The organism is Methyloversatilis sp. (assembly GCF_030698125.1).
In the GTDB taxonomy this organism is placed as follows: domain Bacteria; phylum Pseudomonadota; class Gammaproteobacteria; order Burkholderiales; family Rhodocyclaceae; genus Methyloversatilis.
In genome coordinates this window covers 1-13,952 of sequence record NZ_JAUYNV010000028.1, presented here as the reverse complement: position 1 = coordinate 13,952, position 13,952 = coordinate 1, and the positions used below count along the sequence as shown (strand labels likewise).

Below are 13,952 nucleotides of genomic sequence, written 5' to 3'. Positions count from 1 at the left end.
TGTGGTGAATGCGGCGTGATCAGCGCACGGCATAGCCGCGGCCTTCGAGACAGGCCACCAGCGCACGCCGGTAGCGGTTCGCTTGTTCGCTGCCGGCGGCGTCGCGCTGTGCGGCACGCTGCGCATAGGCGTCCTCGACCCGGGCGGCACGCGCTTCACGCGAGGCGTCCGATGCCGCACCGGCGGCTGCACCGACCACGGCACCGATCGCTGCGCCCTGCCCCGTGTGATACGGACTGCCGACCGCGGCGCCGATGACGGCACCGGTCACCGTGCCGGCCGCGAGCCCGTAGCCGGACGGCGGGTTGGCCTCGACGCGCGGCACCGGTGTCGGCACGTTGCGGCTGGTCGCCGGATCGAAGCCTGATTCACCGACCGCCCAGGCATTGCATTCGTAGCGGTCGCGCCGCTGCGTGGTGGCGTTCTGGCCGCGCGACGGATAGACCGACAGATCGGTTACCGCCTTCACCGGCGGTGGCCGTGGCGACCCGGTGTAGGGCGCCGGCCGGGGCGGCGAGGCACAGGCGGCGAGCAGGCCGGCGCACAGGGCAGCCGTCAGGCCGGATCGCCAGATAGCTTGAAGGCAATTGCGGGGGGAGGACATGGCGGACGCTGCCTGCGAAATGCGGTCACCCGAGCGGGACCGCGACGCATGCAGTGTTGCAGGCGGATGTAGCAAACTCTGTAATGGCTAGTATGCAGGTGTTACGGCGCCCCCGCGAGCCTTGCTCCCGGCGCGATCAGCGCAAGGTCAGCAGGCGAGTCAGCGTGTGAGCAGCAGCGCCTCAAGGCCGAGCTGGTCGCGCAGCGCGCGGGCGGCGCCCTGCGCCGCGTCGCGGCTTTCGAACGGACCGGCGCGCACGCGGTGGCGGTCGCCGTCACTCGATACGCTGATCCGGTCGGCCAGCTCGCCGAGCGCTGCGGCGATGCGGCGCGACAGGGCCTGCGCGTTGTCGAGCGTGCTGAAAGCGCCCAGCTGCAGCCAGTGGCCGGCGGTCGACGTGTCTTGTGCGCCGTCGGCAGCCAGCGCGGCGATCACATCGTCGGCGGGCGCCGCGGTTGCTGCCGGCCCCGGTGCGGGTCGCGCGATCTCCGGCTGCCCGGCGGCGCGCCGGGCCAGCAGGTCGCCGGCGCTGCCCGGTGCGAACACCGCCTCGACCTCGACTTCGGCGCTGCCGTCATTCACATAGCCGAGCTTGGCGGCAGCGGTCCACGACAGGTCGATCACGCGGCCGGGCTTGAACGGGCCCCGGTCATTCACCCGCACCACGACCGAGCGGCCGCTGGCCAGATGGGTCACCCGCGCATAGCTCGGGATGGGCAGGGTGGCATGGGCGGCGGTCATGCCGTACATGTCGTACGGCTCGCCGCTCGACGTTTTCTGGCCGTGGAATTTGCGGCCGTACCAGCTCGCGCGCCCGCGCTGGCGGAAGGGTCGGTGTTCGGTCAGCGGCACAAAACTCAGGCCGAGCGCGCTGTAGGGCCGGTTGGCGAAGCGGTGCATCGGTTCGTCGCGCGGCACGGCGTCGGGAATCGCGGCCAGAGTCTGTTCGTCTGGCGCGCGGTCACCCGGGCCATCGTCAAGGTAATAACCGCCCGGGCGCGGCTTGCCCGAGGGCGCAGGGGTGGTGACCGGCGCGGTGCTGGCAGGTGCGGAACCGGCGGGTGCAGTGGGGGCCGGCGGTTCGCTGACCGGCACGCCGGCGCAGCCGGCCAGCACGGCGCACAGCGCCACCGGCCACCGGCTGCGGGCGGCGATCATCGGCTCAGCGGTCGCGCCGGCGGGACCGCCGGTGCGCCTCGATCGACATCAGCAGGCCCAGCCCGATGCACAGCGTGACCAGCGCGGTGCCGCCGTAACTCACGAAGGGCAGCGGCACGCCGACCACCGGCAGCACACCGGTCACCATGCCCATGTTCACAAAAGCATAGGTGAAGCAGGACAGCGAAATCGCGCCGGCCAGCAGGCGCGAAAACAGCAGCGGCGCGCTGGCTGCAATCATCAGGCCGCGGCCGATCAGCAATATATATATGGCGAGCAGCACGATGCAGCCGAGCAGGCCGAACTCTTCCGCCATCACCGCGAAGATGAAGTCGGTGTGCCGCTCGGGCACGAATTCGAGGTGGGTCTGCGTGCCCTCCTTCCAGCCCTTGCCGAACACGCCGCCCGAGCCGATCGCGATGCTCGACTGGATGATGTGGAAGCCGCTGCCGCGCGGGTCGGCCGTCGGGTCGAGCAGCGTGCACACGCGCTGGCGCTGGTAGTCCTTGAAGCCCGGCCACTTGACGCCTTCGGCGCACAGCGCGTCGCCTTCGACCGCCACCGTGGTGACCGCCACCACGCCGATCACCAGCACCGGAATGATGAGCTTCCACGACAGCCCGGCGAAGAAGATGACGAACACGCCGGCCGCCAGCACCAGGATGGCGGTGCCCAGATCCGGCTGATGGAAGATGAGGCCGACCGGAATGATCAGGATGACCAGCGCGACCAGGAAGTCGCGTACCCGCAACTGCGATTCGTGGCGGTGGAAATACCAGGCGAGCATCAGCGGCACCGAAATCTTCAGCATTTCCGAGGGCTGGATGCGCGTGAAGCCGATGTCGAGCCAGCGCTGCGCGCCCTTGGACGTTTCACCGAACAGTTCGACGCCGATCAGCAGCACGACACCCAGCAGATAGAACGGCAGCGCCAGCTGCATCAGGCGCAGCGGCGGAATCTGTGCCACCAGCAACATCACCGTCAGGCCGGCCGCCAGATTGACCAGATGGGCGTCGAAGCGGAAACCGAAGTCGGCCGTGGCGCTCGCCATGACCAGCGTGGCCAGCGCCAGCAGCGTGCCGGCGATGATCATCAGCGGCAGATCGAGCTTGCCCAGCACTTTGCCCAGCGTGCCGCGCAGCCACAGCCACCTATTCGCTGTCAGTTGCATCCGTGTCCTCTGGCGCCGGGCCGGCCGGCAGGTTGCCCAGCAGATAGTAGTCAAACACCTGGCGCGCGATCGGCGCCGCCGATTGCGAACCGAAACCGGCGTTTTCCACCAGCACGGCCAGCGCGATCTTCGGGTCGTCGGCCGGTGCGTAGGCGATGAACAGCGCGTGGTCGCGCAGCTTTTCAGCCAGCTTGCTGGTTTTCAGGTCGCCGCCGCGCAGCGAGAAAGCCTGCGCCGTGCCGGTCTTGCCGGCTGCGACGTAGGGCGCACCGGCAAAGGCGCGCGCGCCGGTGCCGACGCGGTTCACGTCTTCCATGGCGCGCTTGATCACGTCGATATCCGCCTGCCTGAGATCGACCCTGCGCACCGGTTCCGGTTCGATCAGCTGGATGGCGCCGGTGCGCGAATTTTCGATCTGGCGCACCACATGCGGCCGGTACACGACCCCGTCGGCGGCCAGGATGGCGGTGGCGTGCGCCAGCTGGATCATCGTGTAGGCGTTGTAGCCCTGGCCGATGCCGACCGAAATCGTCTCGCCGGCATACCATTTCTGCTGGTCGGGCCGCTTGAAGCGCTTCTTCTTCCACGCCTGCGACGGCAGCACGCCGGTCGATTCGCCATCAATGTCGATGCCGGTACGGCTGCCCAGCCCGAGCTGCCCCATGAAGTTCGAAATGCCGTCGATGCCCCAGTCGGAAGCGAGCCGGTAGTAATAGGTGTTGCACGACACCACGATGGACTTGTGCATGTCGACCGAACCGTGGCCACCCACCTTGTCGTCGCGGAAGCGGTGGCCGCCGAAGTCGAAATAGCCCGGGTCGGCGATGGCGAACTCAGGCGTGCGCTTGCCGGCGGTCAGCGCGCCCAGCGCCATGAAGGGCTTGAAGGTCGAGCCTGGCGGGTAGGCGGAATAGATGGCGCGGTTGAGCAGCGGGTAGTCGGGCGAGTTGTTCAGCGCGTCCCAGCTGGTGGTGTCGATGCCATCGACGAACAGATTGGGGTCGAAGGTCGGCTTGCTGACCAGCGCCAGCACGCCGCCGGTCGACGGCTCGATCGCCACCAGCGCGCCGCGCCGGTCGCCGAAGGCGGTTTCGACGACGCGTTGCAGGCCGGCGTCGAGCGTCAGCCGCAGGTTGTTGCCCTGCTGCGGCGGTGTGCGCGACAGCACGCGCACCGCGCGGCCCGCGGCGGTCACTTCGACCTGCTCGACGCCGGTCAGACCGTGCAGCTCGCGCTCGTAGTGCTGCTCCAGTCCGCTCTTGCCGATGTGGTCGGTGCCGCGATAGTTCGCCGCGTCATCCGATTCCTGGATGCGCTCGGCGTCGCGCCGGTTGATGCGGCCCATGTAGCCGAGCACGTGCGACGCCAGTTCGGCGTTCGGGTACTGGCGGAACAGCCGGGCGCGCACCTCGACGCCCGGGAAGCGATAGCGCTGCGCGATGAAGCGCGCGACCTCGTCGTCGCTGAGCCGGGTGCGGATGGGCAGCGAATCGAAGTTGCGCGATTCGTCCATCAGCTTGCGGAAGCGCTTGCGGTCGCGCGCCTCGATATTGACGATGGCCGCCAGCTCGTCGATCGTGCGCTCGAGGTTGTCGACGCGCGACGGCTGTATCTCAAGCGTATACGCCGAGTAATTGCGCGCCAGCACCTCGCCCTTGCGGTCGACGATGAGGCCGCGGTTCGGCGTCACCGGCAGCAGCGCGATGCGGTTGTCTTCGGCGCGCGTGCGGTAGTAGTCGTGCATCACCACCTGCAGCCAGAAGAAGCGCGCGAGCAGCAGCGAAAAGCACACCAGCACCAGCGCGCCGGCGAACAGCACGCGGCGGCGGAAGCGCACCAGCTGGATTTCCGGGCTGTGCAGATCGTTCATGGAAAACGAGACAGGGGTTTCGCGGCGCGCTCAGATAGGACGGTTTTCATCCTTGTCCTCCGGCCGGTATTGCGGCAGCAGCAGCACGAAGCTGATCGGATACCACAGCAGCGTGGCGATGACGCTGCCGGCGAAAAAGCCCAGACCGGGGAATTCCGCGTCGGTGGACAGGCGCACGCACAGCATGACCAGCTGCGTGCCGACCAGCATGGGCAGCACGTGCAGCGACTGCTGCAGCGGCCCGAACCACAGGATGCGGCGTGAAAACGTGCCGGCGGTGTAGGCGAGCAGCACGTAGGCCAGCGCGTGCTGGCCCATCAGGCTGCCGTAGCCGATGTCCATCAGCAGGCCGAACACGAAGCCCGCGCCCATGCCCGCGCGCAGCGGCTCGCGCACGCACCAGAAGCACAGCACCAGCGCGACCCAGTCGGGCAGCATCGGCGTGCGGCCGAGCGGCATCAGGTTGAGCAGCAGCGCGAACATCAGCGACAGCCAGATGAACCACGGCCGGACCGGGCGCAGGATGCGGCGCGAACTGAAGCTGGGCTGGTTCATGGCTTGACCGCCTTTTCTGCGCGGGCGCTGCCGGCGGTGGCCGCCGCATCGTCTGCCGGCAGCACCGGCTTGCCGGGCGCCATGATGAGCACCGTGGAATGCGATTCGACGCCGGCCAGCGGTACGCACAGGATGCGCACGAAGCCGCCCGAGCCGTCGCGGTCAACCGATTTCACGCGCGCCACCGGCAAACCGGGTGCGAACACGCCGTCCAGCCCCGAGGTGACGATGCGATCGCCCTCGCGCAGATCGACGTCGGTCGCCAGGTAGCGCAGTTCAAGCGTGCCGCTGCCGGCACCGAACATCACGGCGCGCACGCCGGTGCGCGCGATCTGCACCGGCAGCGCCTGGTCCTTGTCGGAAATCAGCGTCACTTCCGCATTCAGCGGATAGACCCGCGTGACCTGGCCGATCACGCCGATGTCGTCCACCACCGGGCTGCCCGGCTCGATGCCCTGGGTCAGACCCTTGTCGACCACCACGCGGCGCGAGAACGGGTCGCGCACCGCATAGATCACCTCGGCCACCTGGGCATTCACCTGCACCCGTTCGCGCATGTCGAGCAGCGCGCGCAGGCGGGTGTTTTCCATGTCGAGCTGTTCCTGGCGCAGCCGAATCGTGCCCAGCGCCACCTGCTCGCGGCGCAGGTCTTCGTTTTCCGTCTGCAGCCGGGCGAGATCGGCGAAGTATTCACCGGCCGAGCGCACGCCCTTGACCGGCATGCCGGCGGCGACCTGCAGCGGGGTGGTGACCACCGACAGGCCCTGGCGCAGCAGTTCGAGGTAGTTCAGGCGGTGATCGACGACGATCAGCGTGAGTGCTGCACTGACCAGCACCACCAGGCGCACCAGCGGAGCCGGGCCGCGCCGGAAAAACGGGGGCGGGGAATGTCCGGCGACCGGAGAAACCATGAATCAGGAAACCGAGGGGGTCGAAGCAAGCCCGCGACGCGGGCGGTGCCGGTCCCGCGGCACCGTCGAGGCGGCGGGCAGGGACCGGTGAGCCATCATGCGGCGTGTCACTCGTTGGCGAAGATGCTGCCCAGCTGGTCCATCTTTTCCAGCGCGGTGCCCGAACCGCGCACCACGCAGGTCAGCGGGTCGTCGGCCACCACCACCGGCAGACCGGTTTCTTCCATCAGCAGACGGTTCAGGTCGCGCAGCAGCGCGCCGCCACCGGTCAGCACCATGCCGCGCTCGGCGATGTCGGCGCCCAGTTCCGGCGGCGTCTGTTCGAGTGCGCTCTTCACCGCGGACACGATCTGGTTCAGCGGCTCGGTCAGCGCTTCGAGGATTTCGTTCGACGAAATGGTGAAGCTGCGCGGAATGCCTTCGGCCAGATTGCGGCCCTTCACTTCCATCTCCTTCACTTCGGAGCCGGGGAAGGCGGAGCCGATTTCCTTCTTGATCGCCTCGGCCGTGGTTTCGCCGATCAGCATGCCGTAGTTGCGGCGGATGTAATTGATGATGGCTTCGTCGAACTTGTCGCCGCCGACCCGCACCGATCCGGCGTACACCATGCCGCCGAGCGAAATCACGCCGACTTCGGTCGTGCCGCCGCCGATGTCGACCACCATCGAGCCGGTGGCATCCGACACCGGCAGGCCGGCGCCGATCGCCGCGGCCATCGGCTCCTCGATCAGGTACACCTGACTCGCGCCGGCGCCGAGCGCCGATTCGCGGATGGCACGGCGCTCGACCTGGGTCGAGCCGCACGGCACGCAGATGATGATGCGCGGGCTGGGCGAAAAAAGACGCGAATCGTGCACCCGCTTGATGAACTGCTTGAGCATCTGCTCGGTCACTGTGAAGTCGGCGATCACGCCGTCCTTCATGGGCCGGATGGCGGTGATGTTGCCGGGCGTCTTGCCGAGCATGAGCTTGGCCTGCAGGCCCACCGCCTGGATGGTTTTCTTGGCGTTGGGGCCGCCTTCGGTGCGGATGGCGACGACCGACGGTTCGTCCAGCACGATGCCCTGGCCGCGCACGTAGATCAGCGTGTTGGCGGTGCCGAGGTCGATGGCCAGATCGTTGGAAAAATAGGAACGCAGGAAACCGAACATGAAGTGTCTTATGTGGAAGCGACCGCAGGCGGTCTGTACGGGTTTGGGCCGGATCAGTCTTCACCCGGTAACATCAAGCTGCCTTGATGCGCCGGGCGCGGCCGGAGGTGTTTGCAGCGGCCGGGCGGGCAGCCTGAATAGTTCATAATGATAACCCAACACACCCCGACCCCTTGAACTGAAACATCTTTGTCCGCGGGTGCCCCGGCATCCGGCAACCCACACAGCCCCGCCATGTCCCTGACCGACCAACAAGTCCGCCACATCGCGAAGCTGGCGCGCATCGAGCTCGCCGACGGCCAGCTCGAACGCACCCGCGACGCACTCGGCTCCATGCTCGGCCTGATCGAGCAACTGCAGGCGATCGACACCACCGGCGTCGAGCCGATGGCGCACGCCACCGATCTCGTGCTGCGCCTGCGCGACGACGCCATCAGCGAAACCGACCACCGCAGCGCCTACCAGGCGGTCGCGCCGGCGGTCGAAAACGGCCTGTATCTGGTGCCGAGGGTGATTGAATGAGTGATCGAACGATGGACACCGTCAAGCAGCTGTCGGCCCGGCTCGCGGCCGGTGAAGTGTCGGCGGTCGAACTGGCGCAGGACTATCTGGCGAAGATCCAGGCCGCCAACCCGGCGCTGAACGCCTTTGTCGAACTGAACGAGGCGCAGACGCTGATCGAGGCGCGTGCCGCCGACGCGCTGCGCGCCGAAGGCCGCGCGGGCCCGCTGACCGGCGTGCCGATCGCGCACAAGGACATCTTCTGCCAGACCGGCTGGCATGCCCGCTGTGGCTCGAAGATGCTGGAGAACTTCGCCGCGCCCTACGACGCCGGCCTGATCGAGCGCGCGCGCGCGGCCGGTCTGGTGACGCTGGGCCGCACCAATATGGACGAGTTCGCGATGGGCTCGACCAACGAGTCCAGCCACTACGGCGTGGTGCACAACCCCTGGCAGCTCGACGCCGTGCCCGGCGGCTCGTCCGGCGGTTCGGCGGCGGCGGTCGCGGCCGGCATTGCGCCGGCGGCCAGCGGCACCGACACCGGCGGCTCGATCCGCCAGCCGGCCGCGTTCTGCGGCATCACCGGCATCAAGCCGACCTACGGCATCGTGTCGCGCTGGGGCATGATCGCCTACGCCTCGAGCCTGGACCAGGGCGGTCCGATGGCGCACACGGCGGAAGACTGCGCGCTGCTGCTCAACGCCTTCGCCGGCTTCGACACGCGCGACGCCACCAGTCTGGAACGCGCGCCGGAAGACTACACGCGCGCACTCGACGCCCCGCTGGCCGGCCTGCGCATCGGCGTGCCGAAGGAATTCTTCGGCGAAGGCATGTCGGACGACGTGCGCGCCGCGGTCGAAGCTGCGCTGGCGACCTTCCGCACGCTCGGCGCCAGCACGGTCGAGATCAGCCTGCCGCGCTCCGGTTACGCCGTGCCGGCCTATTACGTGATCGCGCCGGCCGAAGCCAGTTCGAACCTGAACCGCTTCGACGGTGTGCGCTACGGCTACCGCGCGCCCGAGTACCGCGACCTGAACGACATGTACGCCAAGACGCGCGCCCAGGGCTTCGGCGAGGAAGTGAAACGGCGCATATTGATCGGCACCTATGTGCTGTCGCACGGCTACTACGACGCCTACTACCTGCAGGCGCAGCGCGTGCGCCGGCTGATCGCCGACGACTATCGCGCGGCCTTCCGCGACTGCGACCTCATCCTCGGCCCGACCACCCCGACCGTCGCCTACGGCATCGGCGACAAGGCCGACGATCCGCTGTCGATGTATCTGGGCGACATCTACACCACCTCGGTCAATCTGGCCGGTCTGCCCGGCATGAGCATTCCGTGCGGCTTCGGCGCCGGCGGCCTGCCGGTGGGTTTGCAGATTGTCGGCAACTATTTCGACGAGGCGCGCATGCTGGGCGCTGCACACCGCTTCCAGCAGGCGACCGACTGGCACCTGCGCACGCCACCCGGGTAAGCCGACATGAGCACGTCACAGCGCTACCGCTACAACAGTGAGCAGCTCACGCACATCCTGGATCAGGCGGGCATCTACATGTGCGCCTGCCCGGCCCAGGTGGCCACCCAGATGCTCGAGCTGCGCAAGCTGCATCAGTACCAGCTCAACTGCATGGACGAAATGCCTGAGCTGGCCGCCACGCACCGGCGCATCGCCGAAGCGGCCGAGCGCGCCCACGCGGTGCTCGAAGCCGCGCTCGACGACGTGCTGCGCATCGAAGGCTGGGACGAGCAGTCGCTCACCATGCCGGACGGCCTGCGCGCGGTGCGGGATAGCCTGCTGTGACGAGCCGGTGGCTGCGCGGGCTGTCGCTCGCGGGTGTGCTGGCGGCGGCGCTGGGCGCCGGCTGCGCGCAGTTCGCGCCGCAGCAGCCGGCCGCCACGCGATCGCAGCCGGCGCCGCCGGGCGCACCGGAAGCCAGACGGCCGGCACCGCCGATCAAGAGCACCAAGCCGCTGCCCATTCCGTCGCGGCCGCTGGCGGTGAAGACCGAATGCAGCTACCGCGACGACGTGGGCACCGAAGGCCGGCTGGTGATCGACGTGCAGGCATCGCGCGTGCAGCGCTTCTGGTCGCAGGTCGACATGGGCAGCAAGGGCCGCTGCAGTTTTGATCTGTCGACGTTCCGGCAGACCACCTTCACGCCCTCGCCGACGCTGGTCGCCGGCGCGTGCACGGTGCGCATGTGGGAACAGGGCGACCAGGTCACGGTGTCGTACCAGAACTGCGCCAGCCAGTGCTCGCCCGGCGCGCACGAATATCTGTGGCCCACCCTGGTGAGCCGCAAGACCGGTACCTGCCGGTAACCGCAAGACGGAAAGACACGGAAAGAGAACGCGATGAGCAGAGCCAACTGGGAAGTCGTGATCGGGCTGGAGACGCACAGCCAGCTCAACACGACCTCGAAAATCTTCTCCGGCAGCCCGACCGCATTCGGCGCAGAGCCGAACGTGCAGGCCAGCGCAGTCGATCTGGCGCTGCCCGGCGTGCTGCCGGTGATGAACCGCGCCGCGGTCGAGCGCGCCATCCGCTTCGGCCTCGCGGTGGGCGGCGAGGTCGCGCAGCGCTCGGTGTTCGCGCGCAAGAACTACTTCTACCCCGACCTTCCGAAGGGCTACCAGATCAGCCAGTACGAACTGCCGGTGGTGCAGGGCGGCACGCTCGCGATCCGGGTCGGCGACGGTGACAAGGCATACGAAAAGGTGGTGCGCCTGACCCGCGCGCACCTGGAAGAAGACGCCGGCAAGAGCCTGCACGAAGATTTTCATGGCATGTCGGGCATCGACCTGAACCGCGCCGGCACGCCGCTGCTGGAAATCGTCAGCGAGCCCGACATGACCTCGAGCGCCGAAGCCGTGGCCTATGCGCGCGCGCTGCATGCGTTGGTGCGCTGGGTCGACATCTGCGACGGCAACATGCAGGAAGGCAGCTTCCGCTGCGACGCCAACGTGAGCGTGCGCCGCCCGGGCGAGCCGCTCGGCACGCGGCGCGAAATCAAGAACCTGAACAGCTTCCGCTTCATGCAGCAGGCGATCGACTTCGAAATCCAGTGGCAGATCGAACAGATCGAAGATGGCCACAAGATCCAGCAGGCCACAGTGCTGTTCGACCCGGACACCGGCGAAACGCGCGCCATGCGCAGCAAGGAAGACGCGCACGACTACCGCTACTTCCCCGACCCCGACTTGCCGCCGCTGGTCATCGCCGCCGACTGGATAGCACGCGTGCGCAGCGAAATGCCCGAGCTGCCGGTCGCGCTGTCGGCCCGGCTGCAGGCCGACTACGGCCTGTCGCCCTATGACGCCGCCGGCCTGACCGCCAGCCGCGAAATGGCGCAGTACTACCTCGACGCGCTGGCCGTCGTCGGCGCGGCGCAGGCCAAGCCGCTTGCCAACTGGGTCATGGGCGAACTGGCCGCGCGGCTCAACCGCGAAGAGCGCGACATCGAGCAAAGCCCGGTCACGCCGTCGCAGCTCGCCGGCCTGGTCGCGCGCATCGCCGACGGCACCATTTCGAACAACATCGCGAAGAAGGTGTTCGAAGCGCTGTGGAGCGGCGAAGGTCAGACTGCCGACACCGTCATCGAAGCCCAGGGCCTGAAACAGGTCACCGACGTGTCGGCCATCGAACCCATCATCGACGACGTGCTGGCCGCCAACCCCAGATCGGTCGAGGAATTCCGCGCCGGCAAGGACAAGGCCTTCAACGCACTGGTCGGCCAGGTCATGAAAGCCAGCAAAGGCAAGGCCAGCCCGGCGCAGGTGAATGAACTGCTGAAGAAGAAGCTCGCCGGCTGACCCGCCCGCCCGCTTTGATCCGCTGTGGAAGCGATGAAGTTGTGGGAGCGATCCATTGATCGCGAATCCGGTGCGCCAAGTCGCGGCAGGCATCTGATCAACGCGCCATTCGCGATCAATGGATCGCTCCCACGACACAACACCGCTCCCGCTCCCGGCTCACCGGCCCGATCGCCGGCGCGACGAAATACCCAACGGAACCCCACACCATGCGCGTCCTCTTCTTCTTCGCCGCCCTCGCCTTCGCCATCGTCGGCATGTCCGGCATCACGCTGAGCCTGGTCAATGTCATCGACGACAGTCACAACGGCGGCTGGCCGCTGTGGCAGTCCCTGCCGCTGGCCCTGCTTGGCGTGGCCGGCTTCCTGTTCTGCCTGAGGAAGGTGATCCGCGGCGTGCATGAAGAGGTACCTCGCACGCCGGAGTGATCGCCCGCCTGCCGCCTGCGCGCCTCAGGGCGACAGCCCCGGCGCAGGCAGCGCATCCATCGGGCTGCGCACCCCGCCGCCGCCCACCTTCAGCACATGCGTGTAGATCATCGTGGTTGCCACGTCGGCGTGGCCGAGCAGATCCTGCACCGTCCGGATGTCATAGCCTGATTGCAGCAGCGCGGTCGCGAACGAATGGCGCAGCGTGTGCGGCGTCGCCAGCTTGGTCAGCCCGGTGCGAACCACCGCCCGCTTGAAGGCGCGCTGAAAGGTCTGGTCATACATATGGTGGCGGCGCACCACGCCGCTGCGCGGATCGACCGCATGCTCGGCTTGCGGGAACACCCAGAACCAGGCCCAGGACGCGTCGGCGCGCGGATACTTGCGGGCGAGCGCATCGGGCATCTCGACCCCCGCGCGCCCACATCGTCGATCGTCATCCCACAGCACCCGGGCGCGCGCCAGCTGCTCGCGCAGCGGCCAGATGAGGCACTCCGGCAGCATCACTGCGCGGTCCTTGCCGCCCTTGCCTTCACGGACGATAACCGTAAGACGCTCGAAATCGATGTCCTTTACGCGCAATCGCAGACCTTCGTTGATGCGCATGCCGGTACCGTACAGAAGCTGAGCGAGCAGGCGATGCTCGCCCGCAATCAGGCAGAGCAGACGGGCCACTTCGTCGGGTGTCAGCACCACCGGCAGGCGACGTTTCGTGCGCGGCCGGCCGATATCGTTCATCCACGGCAGGTCGATGCCCAGTACCTTGCCGTAGAAAAACAACAGCGCCGACAGTGCCTGCTTGTGTGTCGATGCCGACACCGCCCGCTCGTCCGCCAGCCAGCCCAGAAACGCCTCGATCTCGGCGCGCCCCATCTGCGCCGGATGTCGCAACCGATGGAACCGGATGAAGGTGCGCACCCAATAGACATAGGTCTTTTCCGTCCGTAAGCTGTAGTGCAGATACCGGATGCGTTCCCGCAACTGGTCAAGTACTCGCGTGGCACGAAGCGGCGGCAAATCCGAAGTGAGGTTTTTCATGGCGTTTTAATGCTGTATGAATATACAGCATAGTGCGCGAAAACCAAGACTGCAAGGGCTCTACAGCCGATTGCACAACTGGAGTTATCCGGCAGTGAACTTATTCATTCGTCAAAACTGCTGTAGAAATCAAAGTTAGGTTTATATATGTCCAGATCAGTACAAAAGTCTGATTGCTACAAGTCTGTAGGCGCGCCAGAGCTCGATGTCAGCACTGTCCGAGCTGAAATGTCCGATTTCACCATTGAGCGATCGACATCAATCGTGGAAACGGACAGGCGGTATTCTTCTGTAATCCGCCTGCATGGAACAATTGATTTCCCCAGTAAAATTAAGGGCGGCCTTCTTGAGGTTCACATCGTCAGGCATGGCCTACCTAGCAATGTCGACCACATTGACAAGAATCATATTGGCGTTGGGATATTCAATTTCTTTCCTGCTGACACACCGGAACTGCATCTATCAACCCCTGGAGGGTTCTTTGACCTACAGGTGGCGTTTGCACCTGCTGAATTCGAGGAAGTGGTCAACATGCTTCTACATTGGGGAAGCAGTCCCGAACTCACCATCACGCTGTCAGCAGATGTGGCGGGCCTAACCCCTGAATGCAGGGCTTCCGCACTCGAACATCATAGAGGCGTAAGTCCGAGGATGCTCATACGCAGATCCGGGTTCCAGGCGGCGCGCTTGCGCTTCATGGCCAGACTGCACTTCTTGCCCGGCGTGGTATCGGCGCGGATCAGGTTGA

15 protein-coding genes are annotated in these 13,952 nt (G+C 66.8%); 7 read left to right on the top strand and 8 right to left on the bottom strand.

Translation table 11 applies throughout. From position 1 onward, the window contains the following. Positions 1 to 19 precede the first annotated feature (19 nt). From Q8Q80_RS12050 to Q8Q80_RS12020, 7 genes are all read right to left on the bottom strand, one after another. Complete coding sequence (locus tag Q8Q80_RS12050; protein ID WP_305633143.1) at positions 20 to 604, bottom strand: YMGG-like glycine zipper-containing protein; 585 nt, start codon at positions 602 to 604, stop codon at positions 20 to 22. Between the two features lie 159 nt (positions 605 to 763). Continuing rightward, entirely contained in the window at positions 764 to 1,762 is a 999-nt protein-coding gene (locus Q8Q80_RS12045; protein WP_305633142.1) for a septal ring lytic transglycosylase RlpA family protein, read from the bottom strand. A gap of 4 nt (positions 1,763 to 1,766) precedes the next feature. Continuing rightward, positions 1,767 to 2,933 (bottom strand): rod shape-determining protein RodA, encoded by a 1,167-nt coding sequence (rodA, locus tag Q8Q80_RS12040; RefSeq protein WP_305633141.1) that lies wholly within the window; start codon positions 2,931 to 2,933, stop codon positions 1,767 to 1,769. Next, positions 2,914 to 4,803, bottom strand: coding sequence for a penicillin-binding protein 2 (gene mrdA / locus Q8Q80_RS12035; RefSeq protein ID WP_305633140.1), 1,890 nt, complete (start codon positions 4,801 to 4,803; stop codon positions 2,914 to 2,916). The genes rodA and mrdA overlap by 20 nt, the downstream gene beginning before the upstream one ends. 30 nt (positions 4,804 to 4,833) lie before the next feature. After that, the gene (gene mreD, locus Q8Q80_RS12030) at positions 4,834 to 5,358 is read right to left on the bottom strand and encodes a rod shape-determining protein MreD (RefSeq protein WP_305633139.1); all 525 of its coding nucleotides are present in this window, start codon (positions 5,356 to 5,358) and stop codon (positions 4,834 to 4,836) included. Beyond that, positions 5,355 to 6,269 (bottom strand): rod shape-determining protein MreC, encoded by a 915-nt coding sequence (gene mreC, locus Q8Q80_RS12025; protein ID WP_305633138.1) that lies wholly within the window; start codon positions 6,267 to 6,269, stop codon positions 5,355 to 5,357. The genes mreD and mreC overlap by 4 nt, the downstream gene beginning before the upstream one ends. Before the next feature lie 107 nt (positions 6,270 to 6,376). Next, positions 6,377 to 7,420 carry a rod shape-determining protein gene (locus Q8Q80_RS12020; RefSeq protein ID WP_069038948.1) on the bottom strand — a complete coding sequence of 348 codons (1,044 nt, stop codon included), beginning with the start codon at positions 7,418 to 7,420 and terminating at the stop codon, positions 6,377 to 6,379. Between the two features lie 234 nt (positions 7,421 to 7,654). Between Q8Q80_RS12020 and gatC the strand changes: the two genes are divergently transcribed. From gatC to Q8Q80_RS11990, 6 genes are all read left to right on the top strand, one after another. Next, positions 7,655 to 7,942 (top strand): Asp-tRNA(Asn)/Glu-tRNA(Gln) amidotransferase subunit GatC, encoded by a 288-nt coding sequence (gene gatC / locus Q8Q80_RS12015; RefSeq protein ID WP_069038949.1) that lies wholly within the window; start codon positions 7,655 to 7,657, stop codon positions 7,940 to 7,942. A gap of 11 nt (positions 7,943 to 7,953) precedes the next feature. Then, positions 7,954 to 9,399 carry an Asp-tRNA(Asn)/Glu-tRNA(Gln) amidotransferase subunit GatA gene (gatA, locus tag Q8Q80_RS12010; RefSeq protein WP_371132757.1) on the top strand — a complete coding sequence of 482 codons (1,446 nt, stop codon included), beginning with the start codon at positions 7,954 to 7,956 and terminating at the stop codon, positions 9,397 to 9,399. A gap of 6 nt (positions 9,400 to 9,405) precedes the next feature. Then, positions 9,406 to 9,726: a hypothetical protein gene (locus tag Q8Q80_RS12005; RefSeq protein WP_305633136.1), complete on the top strand. Its 321-nt coding sequence runs from the start codon at positions 9,406 to 9,408 to the stop codon at positions 9,724 to 9,726. Continuing rightward, positions 9,723 to 10,247, top strand: a complete 525-nt coding sequence (locus Q8Q80_RS12000; RefSeq protein WP_305633135.1) for a hypothetical protein — start codon at positions 9,723 to 9,725, stop codon at positions 10,245 to 10,247. The genes Q8Q80_RS12005 and Q8Q80_RS12000 overlap by 4 nt, the downstream gene beginning before the upstream one ends. Positions 10,248 to 10,280: 33 nt before the next feature. Continuing rightward, on the top strand, positions 10,281 to 11,738 hold the full coding sequence (gene gatB / locus Q8Q80_RS11995) for an Asp-tRNA(Asn)/Glu-tRNA(Gln) amidotransferase subunit GatB (RefSeq protein ID WP_305633134.1): 1,458 nt from the start codon (positions 10,281 to 10,283) through the stop codon (positions 11,736 to 11,738). A gap of 209 nt (positions 11,739 to 11,947) precedes the next feature. Further along, positions 11,948 to 12,166 carry a hypothetical protein gene (locus Q8Q80_RS11990; RefSeq protein WP_305633133.1) on the top strand — a complete coding sequence of 73 codons (219 nt, stop codon included), beginning with the start codon at positions 11,948 to 11,950 and terminating at the stop codon, positions 12,164 to 12,166. 24 nt (positions 12,167 to 12,190) lie between these two features. Here Q8Q80_RS11990 and Q8Q80_RS11985 read toward each other — a convergent pair whose 3' ends face one another. Beyond that, positions 12,191 to 13,204, bottom strand: coding sequence for an integron integrase (locus Q8Q80_RS11985; protein WP_305633132.1), 1,014 nt, complete (start codon positions 13,202 to 13,204; stop codon positions 12,191 to 12,193). Positions 13,205 to 13,432: 228 nt separating this feature from the next. Here Q8Q80_RS11985 and Q8Q80_RS11980 point away from each other — a divergent pair. Continuing rightward, a partial coding sequence (locus Q8Q80_RS11980) for a hypothetical protein (RefSeq protein ID WP_305633131.1) occupies positions 13,433 to 13,952 on the top strand: 520 nt, incomplete at its 3' end.

Bases quoted from the DNA above. Each gene is read 5' to 3' on its own strand.
- gatB (WP_305633134.1), top strand. From the start codon at position 10,281: ATGAGCAGAGCCAACTGGGAAGTCGTGATCGGGCTGGAGACGCACAGC.
- gatA (WP_371132757.1), top strand. From the start codon at position 7,954: ATGGACACCGTCAAGCAGCTGTCGGCCCGGCTCGCGGCCGGTGAAGTG.
- mreD (WP_305633139.1), bottom strand. From the start codon at position 5,358: ATGAACCAGCCCAGCTTCAGTTCGCGCCGCATCCTGCGCCCGGTCCGG.
- Q8Q80_RS12045 (WP_305633142.1), bottom strand. From the start codon at position 1,762: ATGATCGCCGCCCGCAGCCGGTGGCCGGTGGCGCTGTGCGCCGTGCTG.
- rodA (WP_305633141.1), bottom strand. From the start codon at position 2,933: ATGCAACTGACAGCGAATAGGTGGCTGTGGCTGCGCGGCACGCTGGGC.
- Q8Q80_RS12050 (WP_305633143.1), bottom strand. From the start codon at position 604: ATGTCCTCCCCCCGCAATTGCCTTCAAGCTATCTGGCGATCCGGCCTG.
- Q8Q80_RS12005 (WP_305633136.1), top strand. From the start codon at position 9,406: ATGAGCACGTCACAGCGCTACCGCTACAACAGTGAGCAGCTCACGCAC.
- mreC (WP_305633138.1), bottom strand. From the start codon at position 6,269: ATGGTTTCTCCGGTCGCCGGACATTCCCCGCCCCCGTTTTTCCGGCGC.
- Q8Q80_RS11990 (WP_305633133.1), top strand. From the start codon at position 11,948: ATGCGCGTCCTCTTCTTCTTCGCCGCCCTCGCCTTCGCCATCGTCGGC.
- Q8Q80_RS12020 (WP_069038948.1), bottom strand. From the start codon at position 7,420: ATGTTCGGTTTCCTGCGTTCCTATTTTTCCAACGATCTGGCCATCGAC.
- Q8Q80_RS11985 (WP_305633132.1), bottom strand. From the start codon at position 13,204: ATGAAAAACCTCACTTCGGATTTGCCGCCGCTTCGTGCCACGCGAGTA.
- mrdA (WP_305633140.1), bottom strand. From the start codon at position 4,803: ATGAACGATCTGCACAGCCCGGAAATCCAGCTGGTGCGCTTCCGCCGC.
- gatC (WP_069038949.1), top strand. From the start codon at position 7,655: ATGTCCCTGACCGACCAACAAGTCCGCCACATCGCGAAGCTGGCGCGC.